Here is a 15,024-nt window from a genome sequence, read left to right on the forward strand (position 1 = left end):
TTGGCAACAATTATACTTTTTGATATAATTACATTCATTGGTTAAAAATTAATACGCTTCACTTGGAGGAGCCTGTCACCAAGGGAGTGGTATGTCGTTTTTCGGCATGTCATTCCCGTGGTTGGCAGGCTCTTTTTGTATTTATTCTTATTTTTTTCACATAATTCACTTCAATGGAGGATTGATTGATATGCTGATTTTAGAACTGGCCATGATTCTGATTGCATCCAAACTAGCCGGAGACCTAAGCGTAAGATTACGCCAGCCTGCCGTTTTGGGGAAATTGCTCATCGGCATTTTGCTTGGCCCCGCAGTATTGGGCTTGATCCATGAAACCGATATTCTGAATGAAATAAGTCAGATCGGCGTCATTTTACTTATGTTTATTGCGGGGCTGGAAACGGATGCGAACGAATTCAAAAAAACCGGGAAAGCATCCGCTTACGTAGGTTTGGCCGGCATCGCCCTCCCGTTCGGATTGGGCTATCTCTCGGGTGTTCTTATCGGCATGCCCGTATTTGAAGCTATTTTTCTCGGATTGCTGCTGTCCGCGACAAGCGTCAGCATTTCGGTCCAGGCGTTAAAAGAAATGGGCCGGCTCAAATCCAGAGAGGGAGCCGCCATTCTCGGGGCGGCCGTGATCGACGATGTTCTCGTCATTATCCTGCTGGCCTTTGTCATGAGCTTCGCCGGCGGCGACGTTAACTTGGGAATGATGATATTGAAGAAGTTCGCGTTTTTTGCGATCGCCATCGTTTTGAGCTGGAAAGCCGTGCCTTGGGTGATGCGCAAGTTCTCTCCGCTCCGCGTGTCGGAGTCGGTCATCTCCGCGGCTTTGATCATTTGCTTCCTGTTTGCTTACATGGCTGAATATGCCGGCGTGGCCGCCATTATCGGGGCGTATATTGCGGGGGTAGCCATCAGTCTTACCGCTTATAAACATGAGGTTACCGAGAAGATCGAAACGATCGGATACGCGGTTTTTGTCCCCGTGTTTTTTACGACGATTGGCGTTAAAGTTGATTTTTCCGCCGTATCCTCCCAGCTTGGCCTGATTGCCGGATTAAGCGTGCTGGCTATCGGCACCAAACTATTGGGATCGGCCTTTGGGGCTAAAGCTGCCGGCTTCGGTTGGCGGAGCGCCCTAGGGATCGGCTCGGCGATGGTGTCCCGGGGTGAAGTCGCGCTCATTATTGCCGCCATCGGCCAGGAAGCCGGGCTGCTGAACGAAGGGATGTTCGCCGTTATTGTACTTGTCGTACTGGTCACGACGATCGTCACCCCTCCGATGATGAAGCTGTTTTTTAGCGATAAGGAACAAGAACCCGGCACGCTGTAGCTTGCATGAGCTTTTGATTGAAATTGTTGACTCAAGGAGATATCTCCAAAATCTCCTTGAGTATTTTTTCTCTGGTTTCCGGACTTGACTGATCCAACATTTGTTTTAATTGTGCGGCATGCCAGGATACATAAGATGGGTCTATCTTGGACAATGTCCGTTCTCTGAATAATCCTGCCTTATCGATTCAATACATTTGATGGTGTAAAAATCGGCAATCCATCGCGTAGCATCCGGGAAAGTGACGGCCACGCCGACATGAGCGTCTCTACGTCCTCTACCCACCTTTCCGCACCGATATGACTATGTCTTTTAGTAATTTAAGTTTCTTGATTGTGGAATGAACGGTAAGCCTATGGAAAGTAACCAATTGCCCGCGATAAGTAACCCCAAAAATGCCATACGGCGTCGGGGATAATTTCATCAACTCTTCTCTGTTTTTCATATCAATGACTTTCGCTTCAAGCCCGAGTTTTCGGGCCCCTTCCAAGAAATTTTCGGTAGCTACATCCACAAACGGACATTGGTTAGTGCGAAAAATGGTTAACTCATGGGAGGTCTGCAATCTTTGCTCCCAATTATTGGGGAAATAGGGAAGCGGATCATCCTTGAGCGGAAATGCCAACAGTTCAAATCCGTAAGGCCCTTCTTGAATGATACGAAACCCGTTTTTCAAGAAGATGTCTTTACTCGGAGTCCAAGAAGTGTCCGAATTAGTGACTACCGCAACGCCGCTTTTATTTTGTTGTCTGGCATCTTCAATGCATTTATTGATCAGCCTGGTTCCGTAGCCTTTCCCGGAAATGTTGACCCATAAGCAATGAATGATCAAATAATCGTTGGCGTGGACGACTCTGGATGAATATTCCGCAGCCGTATACTCTATAAATCCCGCCGGTTTTCCGTTTTCCATCAGCTTTATGTATTTTAAACCCGCTTCCAGCTCGTTTTTGAGCCAGTTGTTTTTGTTCTGATATCCGGTTGAAAGAGGTTTGCTTCTTAAGCAATATCCTCTTGCTTCTTCAAGGTTTTGCTGAGTTAATTCAATCATCTGAACAGCTTGCATCGGGTTCAGGCCCTTCCTTTCATGGATAAATTAAAGTATAAATTCCAAATCGCTTAATGATTCTATGACGAAGTCCGGTGCAATTTCGTGATTCCAAACGCGCTTGTGCCGGTTTAACCAGCATGCTTTTATACCTTCCCGCTTTGCCCCTACAACATCGGAAACCGAATCTCCGATATGAATAACCTTGTCCGGAGACGTGTGATTGATTTGAAGCAATTCTTTAAACATCGTATTGTTAGCATCATTTTTATAAGAGCGGTATCGTTCGGAAGTGAACAGCCGAATCCCGTATTTCTTATAAAATTCCGGGGTCATCGCCTCGTCCGCGTCACTAACGATACAAACTTTATACTTCTGCAAGACGCTATTTAAAAATGCGGCCGTGTCTTCATAAAATTCCGAGCGCGTGTGTTCTTCAAATAAAATCTCAAGGGCTGCCGCCGCCTCGTACGTCATGTTCATTTGCCGGAACAAACTGCCGAAACTGCGTTCATAGACTTCACTCATCAGAAAAAATTGTTTCGTCGCTTTCATCTGCTCCCAGTGTTCGAAAAAATAATTTAATAATAAACACCCGCACTCATCTGCAGCTTCACGCGTGTATGTATTCAGTAAAATTGGCTTCCAAGTCTGCTCGATTCTGGAATCCACATTTACTAAAGTTTGGAACATATCCAGACTAACGACTTCAAACGGTTTCACTTTTTATCATTCCTTAGAAAAAAAGTATCGTCTGCGACACTATCAATTACGTGTAACAAACAGAAATTGCACTTGGACCGAACGAAAGGCTCCAGTGAAAAACATAAGAACAAAAAATGTCTTTATTCCGGCGGTAACCGTCCACTTGAGAGTATTAGGGGCAATTTATGTCGCTATTTTCCCGGAGCACGCGAAACTGCCCCATTCTGGACCATTCATAGGAAAATAAGCACATAAAATGCCGCTATTGGGGATGAACATGCCTCACTCCGGATCATAAGCACATAAAATGCCGCTATTATGAAGGCCAGTTGGTCTATACCTAGCCGACGGTCGGTCATTCCAATAGCGTGCTGTTGAACACTGGTTTCTAGACTTCAGCCCTTTTTCAGGCCGACGATATGAGCATAATGGTGGCGGCTATGATCGGCGATATGCCAAATGCCCCAGCTGTATTGCCGTTTTCATAAGGAACTTCTTTCAATAGTTCATCATCATCCAGTTTTAAACATACTTCTTTTAGCATTTCCTGAATCTGCTCGTAATCTTCCAGAAGAGTTTGCAAGGGAACGTTTTTGACCATAGGCAGCTTACCGTCCGCATTATACATCGGCCCAAACTTCGCAGTATATTCTGCCGGAACTCCCGCCTTTTGCAGACGATACACCCAATGAAGATCAACGACCGTCAAATGCCTGATTAATTGCGCTATGCTGTTTTGTCCCCCTTTTGGCCCCTTGTAATCGATTTCTTTCTGCGTCAACCCTTCTACCGCTTGCTTCAAGCGCAAAAAATTAAACCTCACCATCGCATGCAATAAACCGATAACAGGCGACATTCCCGTTACAGGTTGCAAATCTATCTGCTTCAAACTGCATCCCTCGCTATAAAAAGTTAATCAAAAAATCATTAATTTTTCCATGTTCGCCCGCACCCTGTATTTATTATCATAATTATGATAATATTAATAACAATAAAATGATTGAGGTGAAAAAAGATGCCCACGATTCGTCCCATCTCTGATTTAAGAAATAATTTCAACTTGATTTCCGAATTAGCACATCAGGATGGAGAACCTATTTTTATTACAAAAAATGGACAAAGTGATCTTGTCGTCATGAGTCATGCTGCATTTGAGAAACAACAAGCTTTAATCGAACTATACCAAAAGCTGGCCTTAGCTGAAAAGCAAAGTAATGACGGAGCTCCCAAAAAGAATCACGCTGAAGTGATGAAAAACCTTAGGAGTCAAATCCGTGGACAAGAAATATAAAATCGAATACTTGCCCATTGCTGAAGAAGACTTATCTGAAATCATCCAATACATCATGCTTGATAATCCTGACGCTGCATTATCAATGGCCAATAAACTTGACCAAACCACCTCTACTCTGGAAATATTCCCCAATAGCGGATCTATTCCAAATGACCTTCGTCTCCAGGCACTGAATTACAGAATGCTAATAGTTGACCCATATATTGTATTTTATGTAGTTAATGATGAAACTGTGGAAATCCGCAGAATCCTTCACGGAAAGCGAAAATACAATTTCTTGTTTTAATATAAATCCCTACTTCCATCAAAAAGTAGGGATTTGCTGTTCCGAAATCTATAAAGACGTAAACGCCGCCTTAAACTCCTCATAACTGCCGTAGCGCTTCTCCGCAAGCCATGATTTTTCCGCCATGGCCCGCAACGGTTCGGCGATGCCGGCGCTCACTTGGGCTTCGGTCTGCGCTGACGGTTTGTCGCTCCAAATGGCGAAAGAGCAGCCGATTAAAGCGTCGGGGTAAGGCTGCGGGTATTCCTGCCCTTCCGACTCGCTCACTCTGGGGAACACGCCGGGATGCCAGCTATCGTAGATCTTTTTTCCCGTTGGATACTTATATCCGGCATTTTCTCCCAGCACATAATAAAAATACGAGTCGTTATAATTCAGCACATCATGGCCTTTGTCCCAAAAAGCCTTCACCCTGGCCATATTGCGGTGCCATTTGGTCCAGTAGGCGATTTGGATCGTAGGCTTGAGCGCGGCGCGTTCCTGCTGATCGGCCCGGTAAAATCCGTCGTTCCACGCCCGCACGACAAAACCCTTCCGCTCCAGATGATCGGCAATATCGTTAACATAGTCGATATATGCATCGACGCCCGTACCGCCTTGGATCCCCAACGTCTCCCGGGCATACGACGCCAGCTGGGGGTACGCGTCAAACTTTTCAAAGTCGATAAATTCGTCTCCGCCGATATGGAAATAAGGGCTGGCTTGAAACAGTTCCGCATACTCGTCAATCAAATCCAGCGCAAACGCTCTGGCGTCCGGATTCGTGATATCCAGCGCCCCCTTGGCCGGAACACCGTCCGTATCTTTCAGCAGCCAGTCCGGATGATTCCGCAAGGCGTAGCCCAGATGGCCCGGCGAATCCAGGGACGGGATCAGCGTAACGTGATAACGCCTCGCCACCTGGATGATCTCCCGCACCTGCTCTTTTGTCAGATATTCCGGCGACATGACTTCCGGATGGCGGTCGCTCCGCAGCGTAAAACCTTCGTTTTCCGAAAAATGCAGCTGCAGCGCGTTCAGTTTCAGCCAGGACAATTCCTTAATTCTTGCCACGATCCATTCGGCCGTAAAAAACTTTCTCCCGATATCCACATGCAGCGCCCGTTCTTGCACCGCCGGGTAATCGACGGCTTTGCCGTAAGGGAGATAGCCTTTCCGCAACAGCTGCTGCAAAATGGTCCTAACGCCGTACATCACCGCCCGCTCGGTCCCCGCCTTGACTATGACAAAACTTCCAATGTCGATCGTGTAGCCCTCGGGACTGCTCGTTTCCGGCGGTTCGGCCAGCTCGATGACCAGGTCGCCGGGAGCGGCGTCGGCGATGGTTCCATATTGAACCGGCAGCTCGTTTTCGGTCGGCAGCCGTTTCGCCGCAAACTCCGACCGAAGCAGTGACACCGTATCGTCAAGCCGCGGATTGCCGGAGGATTTTGCACTCCCGATGACGACGATTTTGGAAGAAGCGGCAGGCCTCCACCGTTGTTCGGACGCTGGCGTAAACTGCTGTACGCTCGGAAAAAGAGTACCCGTCCCATGCTGAGTTTCCATTAGCTCACCTCATCATTGGTTTTATTCCGAAATGGCACTTAAACCTCTCTCCATATTAACACAGCTGCTGCCCGCAGGCCTGGCGATTTTCTCAAAGAATTACAGCGACCAGCTTGTCTTCTTTAACTCTTCCGTACTGAAAAGAATGTCATAAGCCTCAACCGGTTCTTCTTCAACAAACTCCCTGACAACGCGCTGCACTTCCGCTTCCTCGGAGGCGTGAATCATCGCATATAAATTGTACGGCCAATCCGGATAGGAACGGCGCTGATAGCAATGGCTGACCTGTTTGAAGCCAGCCAATCTTTGGCCGGACTCGCAGATTTTTTCCCGCGGCAGAACCGCAACAAACAAACCATTGGCGGAAAAACCAGCCACCCTGTGCCGCAAAACGGCGGCAACCCGCTTCAGAACCCCCGTGGCCTGCAGCCTTTCCAGCCGGATCAATACGTCTTCTCTGCCGCAGCCAGCCCGGTCCGCCACCTCGGCAAAAGGGTCTGGCAACAGCGGCATATCGCCCTGCAGCTCGCGAATGATCCGCAGATCCAGTTCATCGGTCTCGCAAGCCCGCCGCGGCGAAAGGCTCACGCGCTCCTGGCTTCTGGGCAGCGGAGGGCTGCCCTTTTCGGCGTTCCCTTCCATATTCAAAAACACGTTCAGCTTGAACACCTGCTCGGACGGAAATTCGTACAGCCGCGGCTCCCCCGCCGCTTCGCGTATCGGCCCGAGAATCGCCTCGCGCTCTTCCTCCGACCGCGCCGATAACGTAAACCACATGTTCAGCCGATGCCGCCTGCGGTAATTGTGCGTAACGCCTTTAAAGCCGTTGACGACGGCGGCGGCTTCATAAAAACGGCTCTCCTCCACCTCCATGGCATAAAGCCTGCCCGCAAAGCCCAAACCCGCCGGGTTAAAAACGCCGCCAACCCGGCGGATAACCCCTTGCTCCTTGAGTCCCTTCAGCCGTTCCAGCACTTCCCCCGGCGCCAGCCCCAGCTCTTCGCCAACCGCGCGCCAAGGCTCGGCCGTTAGCGGAATTCGGGCCTGCAGCCGGTTCAGGAGAGCCCGGTCCAGCGCATCCAGCTTCATTGGGCTCCCCTCCTTCCGCCCATAGCTCTTGCCGCCGGCCTTTGATGACACCACGGCTCCTCCGCCATAAAATTGCCGCCGCTGTAATAGTACGACCTGGCCCGGCAGCCTCCGCAAATCCCGACATTGCGGCAGGCCCCGCAGGCCCCTTCGTATTTTTCGAAATTCCTTAAGTCTTGGAAAGCCGGGCTCGTCTCCCAAATTTCATGAAACGGCCGTTCGCGCACATCGCCGACCTTGACCGGCAGGTAGGGGCAAATATGCACCTCGCCGTTAGGCAGGATGGAACAATAGGCAACGCCGGCCAGGCAGCCGCGCGTGTAGCGCAGGTTAAGCCCCATGCTTTTGGCCAGCGGCATAAATTGCGGAGCGCAGGTTGGCTTGATTTCGATCGAGGTCGATTTTCGCTTGGCCAGGACGTTTTTTAACGCCGTGAAATATTGTTCGCGCTTTAACGCATTTTCTTCGATATAAATGCCGCGGCCGGTAGGGACGAGAAAAAACGGATGCAGCGAGGAGACGTCCAGCTCTTCCGCCAATGCCGCCACCCGTTCGAAATCATCCATATTTTCGGAGGTCAGCGTCATATTGATCTGAACCTTGAGTCCCGCTTCACGCGCGTGGCGAATTCCTATCACCGCCCGCTCCCACCCGTCGGCCGCATTTCGAAAGCGATTGTGGTAAGCGGGTGAAGCGCTGTCAATGCTGATGGCGATGCCCGCCAGACCGGCTTCTTTCAGTTCGGCAGCTTTGGCGCCATCGAGAAGCGTGCCGTTGCTGCCCAGCGCGGCGCGCAGCCCGCGCTCCGCCGCGTAAGCGATCAATTCGCAAAGGTCGCCGCGGGTCAGCGGTTCGCCGCCGCTGAAAATGAGCATACGGAACCCCGCCTCCTTGATCTGATCTATCAGCCGGCGCCCTTCCTCCGTCGTCAGTTCGCCCTCCGTCGGCGATTCCGGCCCGGAATCGCGGTAGCAATGTTCGCAATACAGATTGCATCTTCTGGTCACATTCCAGGATACGAGCATGGCGTTATCTCCTTTTATACAATCGCTTTAGACGATCCCGATTTCGCGGTCGCTTAAATAGCAGGATGGATCGGCCGCCCAGAAATCGCCGGTGACCGACGCTCTTGCCCGGAAGTTGCCGTTGCACAAATCCAGCCAAGCGCATGCTGTGCACCGCCCTTTCAGCAACGCCTTCCGGTCCCGTAGCCCGGCCATGACAGGGTGGGCCGCCTCCCGCCAAACTTCGCTGAACCTCTGCGTGCGAAGGTTGCCAATCTCCACGTCCCGGGTGAATTGGTCCGGATAAATACGCCCGTGCCAATCGACGCAGCCGATGGCCACCCCCGAGCGGTTGCCGCCGTTCCGCCGCAGCAGCCCGAGCAAAAGTGCAGCCCGCTCCGGATCATGCTCCTTCATCCATTGATACAAATAAACCCCGTCCGCATGGTTGTCCACGGTGAGCAGCTCCGTCTTTTTCCCTTTGCGGTGCAAATCCAAGGTCTTGGCGATGATCTTGTCCAGCGCCCGCCGCGACTCCTCGCGGGTGACATCCTCCGTCTGCAGCGTGCTTCCTCTACCGGAATAAACGAGATGATAGAAGCAAGCGCGCGGGATGTTCTCCCGGTCGATCAAATCGAGCACACCGTCCAAATCGGGGTACGTGTGCTTGCTGATCGTAAACCGGACGCCCACTTTTTGCCCGACGGACAGGCAATTGCGCAAACCGGCCAGCGACTGGGCAAAAGCCCCCTTCCGGCCGCGGAACAAATCGTGGCGCTGCTCCAGGCCATCGAGGCTGATGCCCACATACTTGACCCCGGACTTCTTCAACTGCTTGGCCTTCTCGGGAGTAATCAGCGTGCCGTTCGTGGATACGACCGGCCGCAGGCCTTTGCCGGCCGCATAGGAGATCAGCTCCAGAATATCTTTGCGCACCAGGGGTTCTCCTCCGGAAAAAAGCAGCACAGGCACCCGAAACGAAGCCAGGTCGTCGATAAACGCTTTGGCTTCGTCCGTAGAAAGCTCGTGCGGGTCCTTGGCCGCCCGGGCGTCCGCGTAGCAATGCTTGCAGCTTAAATTGCAGGAGCGCGTCGCGTTCCAGACCACAACCGGCCCTTTGCCGGCCGAAACGCCATGCGGTTTGTCTCCCGGCGTGATGTCATAGCGGAGGTGATCCCCTTCGCCCTCTATACCGGTGAGCAGCTTCGTCACATTGATCATTTCATTCCTCTCTTTCTCTGCGATAGTAAATTTATCCATTCCTAAACTATTATAATCAAAGTATGTGAAAATTTACACAATATAATTCATGGACCGGCCGCCAGGCAAAAGCCTAGCGGTCGCGGCCCACGATGAAGTGCAGCAAATGTTTTAAAAAAACGGTGCCCCGCGGCAGATCTTTCAGGGCTTCCATAGCCAGGCAGTAGTGTTCCCACATTTGCTTTTTGGCGCCTTCCAAGCCGAGGATCGCCACAAACGTAGAATTTTCGTTATCTTTGTCCTGGCCGGTCGGCTTGCCCAGCCGCTTTAGGTCGCCCTCCCAATCCAGCAGGTCATCTTTTATTTGAAACGCGATCCCCGCGTGATAGGAGTAAGTTTTCAGAACGTTTATATCCGCCTCGTCCGCACCGGCCAAAATGGCCGGCGCCGCCAACGATACCTCAAAAGCGATCCCGGTTTTGTAAAAACAAATCCGATTCAGTTCATCCAAGGTCAGCGCCTTGCCTCTGGAACTAAGGTCCATTGCCTGCCCCATGCAAATTTCTCCGGCCTTGTGCGACATATACTTCAGCAAAGCAAGTACGGCGCCGCCGGGGAAGCCTTCGAGGGAAGATACCTCTTCGATGGCCTTCTGAATCAGGAAAATCCCCGTCAATTCCGCGATCGCGCTGCTGTGAACCCGGTGCAGGGTAGGCCTCCCTCGGCGTATGGACGAGTTGTCCTGGGACGGCAGATCGTCGAAAATTAAAGAAGCGGTGTGCATATATTCGAGCGCTCTAAGCAGCGGCGTAAGCCCCGCGTCCGGCAACCCGAATTCATTGACGCCCATCACCCAGGCGAGGATCGGCCGCAGCCGTTTGCCGCTGCCCTCCAGGCTGTAGTTGGCCGTTTCGATAAGCAGCTCCTGCATCGGCGCGGCCGCTCCCGGCCTGGGGATCGGCAAACGTTCATTGATAGCGCGGCGGGCGGTATGGACAATTTCGGCAAATTCCTCCTGTTCGCTGCGATGGCGGCTCATGACGGCCAGCAGTTGGTCCCGCAGCAGCTTATCCAAGAAATCCACGTCTTCCGCCTTGTCCACCATACGCTGAATGAGCCGGTTCAGTTCCGCGCTGCCCGTTGAAAAGACGTCCATGATTTCCCTATATTTCTTTGAACCGGCGCGTTTTCGATACCGTTTAAGCCCGTTGATGGCGCGGTCGAGCAAAATTTCGCGTATCGCCGCATCCGAGCGGTAGACATGATGGATCAAATGGAAGATGACTGCCCAATACAATTCGAAAGGATTGATCAAATCCGGGCGTTGATGACGGTATTTATAAAAATAGGTGTAAGGCGTTACCGCGCCGCGTTCCATATCCTCGAACAGATCGGCGAAATCGTCGGCCAGCTGGTTGTACAAGCCGTAATAAAACACCCGCCGGTCGAAATCCCCGTCTTGGGGAGCGCCGATCACGGAACGGACAATCAACCGGGACGAAGAGGATTTCAGAATGATCGGCAAATAAAGTTCTTCGTTGGAATAATCCGCATGCGCCAGCTCCTTCACTCTGTCCACATGCTGGGCATGAAAGAAAACATAGGATTGGTCGAAAAAGGCCTGTTTCGCTTGCTCCGGCTGGCGGTGCTTAATGTATTCGTAAGCCTCGCGAAGCTCGGCGTACACATATCTCATCAATTCTCTGCGTTCGCCGCCCCACTCCCCCGGCTCAGGAACGGTGCCGCTGATCAGCGCAGCGCGGATCATCCGGGAATAGCGCTCCTTTTCATCCGCGTTCAGCGCTTCGGAATCCAGCAAATCGTCAATAAAAGGATAAGTCAGTCCGTAATAGTAACCCGATTTGATCGCTGCTTCCAAGATTTGCGCCCGCTTTGCGGCTGGGGCTTCTTCGCTGATTTCGTCCAAGGCGTGCAATACGACGCCGAGAATAATTTTGATCAGCTTCCGCTGGGCTTCCTCCGCATTCATTTCTTTGGGGAGGTGGGCGGACACGCCTTTGAGCTTATCGATGAGCCAAATGGCGGCGCCCTCCACGCCTTCCTTTTCGGCCCAGCGGTAAAACGACCTTAGGCTGAGCAACTCCGGCAGGTTGCCGCCGGCGGATTCGGCGGGGCTCAGGAGGTGTTTTTTCAGATCCGCCAGGAAATGCTCCAGCCGCTTTCGCGTACGGGGGTCGTTCAAATCTTTGCCCAAATCCCGCATATAAATATAAGATACGCTGCGCTCCAAATAAGCGTCCAGCTTACCCGACCGGTTCAGCCACCTCAAATAGGTTTGAACGTCGGAGGGATCGGGCTTCTTTCGTGTCCCGGCAAAAAGAAACGGCAGCGGGGCGCGATGCATATGCCTCCTCTTCCACTGCCCAATATCTTCGATTAAACCGGGAACATAACTCCGTTCATGGAGCTGCGACTTCAGCGCGGCAAAATATTCGCCCGCCCGCTCCTCGGCCCTTTGGTACGAAGCGTCCGCAACCTCAATAAGTTCAATTTTCATAACGCCTACCTCGTCTTGTCTATTCTATGATACGTTGTAATTTATGATTACGTAGCAAACTATCATTCCGTTGCAAATAAAGTCATCCCCATTTACTATAACAAATGTTACAGTAAGCGGCGTCAACTATATGTAAAGGAGAAATGGGGGACCATGAATGCGTTTCGTTTCATTCCTGAGCTCGTTTTATGCCGCATGGCGGGATTATCCGGCTGCTTCGGGCACGGTGCTCGGTAACCGGTATGTCGTACAGGAAGTCGTCGGCCAGGGCAGCTACGGTTTAACCTATAAATGCGTAGACCGGACCAGCGGCAGCCTGGTCGCCGTCAAGCAGGCCAGACCAAGCAAAGGCCGCTATGGCAAACATATGCTGGAAAGGGAAGCGATGATTCTGAAGGCGTTGCCGCATCCACGATTTCCCGCATTCATCGAATGGTTTACCGGCAAGGGCAACGCGTATTTGGCTATGTCTTTCTTGCAGGGCGATACGTTTGAAGATCTGATCTTTGAGCTGGGCCATAAGTACGGAGAGCGTGAATGCCTACGGATTACGCGGCAGCTTTTGGAGCTCGTTATGTACACCCACGCAAAAGGATACGTCCATTTGGATTTGCGCATTCCCAACGTTCTGGTGAAAAATGGTGAAATCTACCTCATTGACTTTGGCTTGGCGAGAAAAATAGGCGAACCGGCGCCGAACCATGTTCACGTGCGGAACGGGTCCGGCCGGCGCGGTACGGCTTCAAGGCAGTTTAAAGCGGCGGAGGAAACCTCCGATTTGCTGGACATCGGCCATTTTATGCTATTTCTCCTCTACTCCGCTTACGTGCCGGAAAAGAACGCCGAGCCCTCGGAAGAGCGCAGCTGGCAGGACGAGTTGGCGCTCTCCGGCGAGCTGAAAACAGTCATCGAGCGCTTGCTGGAACTTCAGGAGCCCTATTCGGGTTCCGCGGAATTCATGAAAGAGCTGGAGTCGCTGAGCCGTCATACCAAATTCCAATAAAGCACGGACGATGCACCCGGATTTGAATGTGCCGTTTCGTTTATGTTAATATCCGAATAATATAACAATAATGATTACAAATAAGGAGAGTGATTACAATGTTAAGAAGATTCATCGATAAGTTCCTGCATTCGATGTCTCATCATCAGCACCGAAGGCGTTATAGCAGTTCGGCGAGGCATCACGGAAAACGATACGGCAGCAGCGCGGGGAGGCATTACGGAAAACATTATAGCAGCAGCTACGGGCACCCTCGTCCTTTTGGCTCCTCTTCGGATTACAAGCGCCGGCACGGCCGTATGGGACACGACTACTACAAGTCCAGAAGATACAGCTCAAGCTAACGGTGATATACGTCAAAATGCGGCCAGATAGCGGTAATTTTGGGCGTTATTATTGATTTTCGATTCCTCGTCCGTGAAATAGCGGAATTTTGGACCTCTATTTTATTCCTGGCTTGAAAAAAACACCTTTTCGCTCTCTTCTGCCGAAAATAGCGACAAAATTTTCCTTTATTTCAGATGGATTCCCTGCTTTGGAGAAAATAACGCCCTTATATACCGCTAATTTCGCGGTGGCCCCGCGTAGCGGTTAGATTACAAAAACGGCGGCCAACCGCGACCCGCAAAATACCAGGTCCAAGGTTAGCCGCCGCTTTCTACCCGCGGAAATCAGCGGGTAAAGGCCAAACCGATTTCCGACACAATAGCGCTGCCCAGATACGTTCCCGTGAAGACGAAAATGGCGACGATGGCAACGCGCCAGGACGTTTTGCGCAGATCCGCCAGCCGGTTGGCCACCGAAATGCCCGCGAACGTCAGGATCGGCGTCGTGATCGAGAGAAAATTCACCGCTTGAATCGCGTTTACGAACATATCGGAGGAAAGACAGAAGATCAGTGAAGTGATTGACACCCAGCCAAGCACCGGAAATTCCTGCAGAAATTTGACCGGAACCTTCTTCATGACCGCCGAGATGAGGATACCGATAAAGGAAAACAGCCACAGCACGGCAAGCCCGCCGATCGTATCCCAGGAAATGGAGCCGGATTCCGGATTTTTCAGATGCTTGATCTGTTCCGTGAACAGGATCAGCGCCACGCTAAGCAGCAGCACTAAAGCGTATTTGACGTATTTGTTCAATCCGCTCGTCATTTCGCTTTCCCCCTAACCAACAGTTTGTACATAAAACGCTGCAGCGGCACCGCCAAAAACACCATCGTGTACGTGCCGAGGAAACTGGTCAACAGCTGACTGGCGGACGCATACGCGGTGATCGTGTCGGCTTTCTCGGGCGTACCCGCGATCAGCGCTGACGATGCCCCGGTCATCATGCTCGCGGAGCCGACCCCGGAAGACATGGCCAATGCTTCAACGGAGAAGCCGGCCGCGCTCATCAACGGCGCAATGATGCTGAAGAACAGCGTGCCGAATAAGGTTCCGATGATATAAAGGGACAACACGCCTCGGCCTTCGTCGGAGTCCAGCGTATACTTCTCGGAGATGTACGCCAGTTCGCCTTCCCGCCCGATGCCGAGCGTGGCTCCGATGGCTTCGCGCCGCAGGCCGATCCAAATGGCCACCGGCAAGCCCAGCAGCACGGTCCCCAGGTTGCCGATTTCCTGCAGAATAAATACCCAGCCAACCTGCATAATCTCATGGATTTTCGGAGCGATATCGGCTCCGTACCGGGCCATGAGCGGCAGCATGATAAAGATCAGATATTTGCCGGCAAAATCCACGTTTTCTTTGCTGTAGATTTTTTTCATGAATCCTTTGCGGAATATGGCCAAGCCCAAAACCATCGTAATCAGGATGGCGAAAACGAGCGGCAGCAAACTAATGCGCACCGAGCCGACCGGAATCGACTGGATGCCGATCCACTCGGCAACGGTGATGACCAAAAGTACAAAAACAAGCAAATAAATAAAGTTTAACTTCGGCTTCATGGGTCTCTCCTCGGTAAGTTTTCGTCATCGTTCCGTCCGCGC

14 protein-coding genes are annotated in these 15,024 nt (G+C 51.7%); 4 read left to right on the plus strand and 10 right to left on the minus strand.

The features are described 5' to 3' along the window. Positions 1 to 190: 190 nt before the first annotated feature. Complete coding sequence (locus NYE69_RS20105; protein ID WP_340927588.1) at positions 191 to 1,339, plus strand: cation:proton antiporter; 1,149 nt, start codon at positions 191 to 193, stop codon at positions 1,337 to 1,339. A gap of 277 nt (positions 1,340 to 1,616) precedes the next feature. Here the strand turns inward: NYE69_RS20105 and NYE69_RS20110 are convergent, their stop codons facing one another. The 3 genes from NYE69_RS20110 to NYE69_RS20120 form a co-directional block, all read right to left on the minus strand. After that, positions 1,617 to 2,405, minus strand: coding sequence for a GNAT family N-acetyltransferase (locus NYE69_RS20110; protein WP_340927589.1), 789 nt, complete (start codon positions 2,403 to 2,405; stop codon positions 1,617 to 1,619). A 30-nt stretch (positions 2,406 to 2,435) separates the two neighbouring features. Beyond that, positions 2,436 to 3,110: an HAD family hydrolase gene (locus tag NYE69_RS20115; protein ID WP_340927590.1), complete on the minus strand. Its 675-nt coding sequence runs from the start codon at positions 3,108 to 3,110 to the stop codon at positions 2,436 to 2,438. Between the two features lie 388 nt (positions 3,111 to 3,498). Continuing rightward, on the minus strand, positions 3,499 to 3,981 hold the full coding sequence (locus NYE69_RS20120; RefSeq protein WP_340927591.1) for a DinB family protein: 483 nt from the start codon (positions 3,979 to 3,981) through the stop codon (positions 3,499 to 3,501). A 126-nt stretch (positions 3,982 to 4,107) separates the two neighbouring features. On the opposite strand from NYE69_RS20120, the gene NYE69_RS20125 reads away from it, so the two are divergent. Both NYE69_RS20125 and NYE69_RS20130 read left to right on the plus strand, forming a co-directional pair. Next, positions 4,108 to 4,383 (plus strand): type II toxin-antitoxin system prevent-host-death family antitoxin, encoded by a 276-nt coding sequence (locus NYE69_RS20125; RefSeq protein ID WP_340927592.1) that lies wholly within the window; start codon positions 4,108 to 4,110, stop codon positions 4,381 to 4,383. Continuing rightward, positions 4,367 to 4,672, plus strand: a complete 306-nt coding sequence (locus NYE69_RS20130) for a type II toxin-antitoxin system RelE/ParE family toxin (RefSeq protein ID WP_340927593.1) — start codon at positions 4,367 to 4,369, stop codon at positions 4,670 to 4,672. The genes NYE69_RS20125 and NYE69_RS20130 overlap by 17 nt, the downstream gene beginning before the upstream one ends. A gap of 48 nt (positions 4,673 to 4,720) precedes the next feature. Here the strand turns inward: NYE69_RS20130 and NYE69_RS20135 are convergent, their stop codons facing one another. The 5 genes from NYE69_RS20135 to NYE69_RS20155 form a co-directional block, all read right to left on the minus strand. Then, positions 4,721 to 6,220, minus strand: a complete 1,500-nt coding sequence (locus NYE69_RS20135) for a beta-N-acetylhexosaminidase (RefSeq protein WP_340927594.1) — start codon at positions 6,218 to 6,220, stop codon at positions 4,721 to 4,723. A 99-nt stretch (positions 6,221 to 6,319) separates the two neighbouring features. Beyond that, positions 6,320 to 7,309 carry a siroheme decarboxylase subunit beta gene (gene ahbB / locus NYE69_RS20140; RefSeq protein ID WP_340927596.1) on the minus strand — a complete coding sequence of 330 codons (990 nt, stop codon included), beginning with the start codon at positions 7,307 to 7,309 and terminating at the stop codon, positions 6,320 to 6,322. After that, positions 7,306 to 8,334, minus strand: a complete 1,029-nt coding sequence (locus tag NYE69_RS20145) for a radical SAM/SPASM domain-containing protein (RefSeq protein ID WP_340927597.1) — start codon at positions 8,332 to 8,334, stop codon at positions 7,306 to 7,308. The genes ahbB and NYE69_RS20145 overlap by 4 nt, the downstream gene beginning before the upstream one ends. A 27-nt stretch (positions 8,335 to 8,361) precedes the next feature. Next, positions 8,362 to 9,534, minus strand: coding sequence for a radical SAM/SPASM domain-containing protein (locus tag NYE69_RS20150; RefSeq protein ID WP_340927598.1), 1,173 nt, complete (start codon positions 9,532 to 9,534; stop codon positions 8,362 to 8,364). Between the two features lie 112 nt (positions 9,535 to 9,646). Continuing rightward, entirely contained in the window at positions 9,647 to 12,031 is a 2,385-nt protein-coding gene (locus tag NYE69_RS20155) for a polyprenyl synthetase family protein (RefSeq protein ID WP_340927600.1), read from the minus strand. Between the two features lie 157 nt (positions 12,032 to 12,188). Between NYE69_RS20155 and NYE69_RS20160 the strand changes: the two genes are divergently transcribed. Further along, positions 12,189 to 13,034, plus strand: coding sequence for a serine/threonine protein kinase (locus NYE69_RS20160; RefSeq protein WP_340927601.1), 846 nt, complete (start codon positions 12,189 to 12,191; stop codon positions 13,032 to 13,034). Between the two features lie 671 nt (positions 13,035 to 13,705). Here the strand turns inward: NYE69_RS20160 and NYE69_RS20165 are convergent. Beyond that, entirely contained in the window at positions 13,706 to 14,188 is a 483-nt protein-coding gene (locus tag NYE69_RS20165) for a hypothetical protein (protein WP_340927604.1), read from the minus strand. Next, positions 14,185 to 14,982 carry a DUF3100 domain-containing protein gene (locus NYE69_RS20170; protein ID WP_340927605.1) on the minus strand — a complete coding sequence of 266 codons (798 nt, stop codon included), beginning with the start codon at positions 14,980 to 14,982 and terminating at the stop codon, positions 14,185 to 14,187. The genes NYE69_RS20165 and NYE69_RS20170 overlap by 4 nt, the downstream gene beginning before the upstream one ends. Positions 14,983 to 15,024: the final 42 nt, after the last annotated feature.

The sequence above is a fragment of the Paenibacillus sp. FSL R5-0527 genome (assembly GCF_038008055.1).
Taxonomy (GTDB): domain Bacteria; phylum Bacillota; class Bacilli; order Paenibacillales; family Paenibacillaceae; genus Fontibacillus; species Fontibacillus macerans.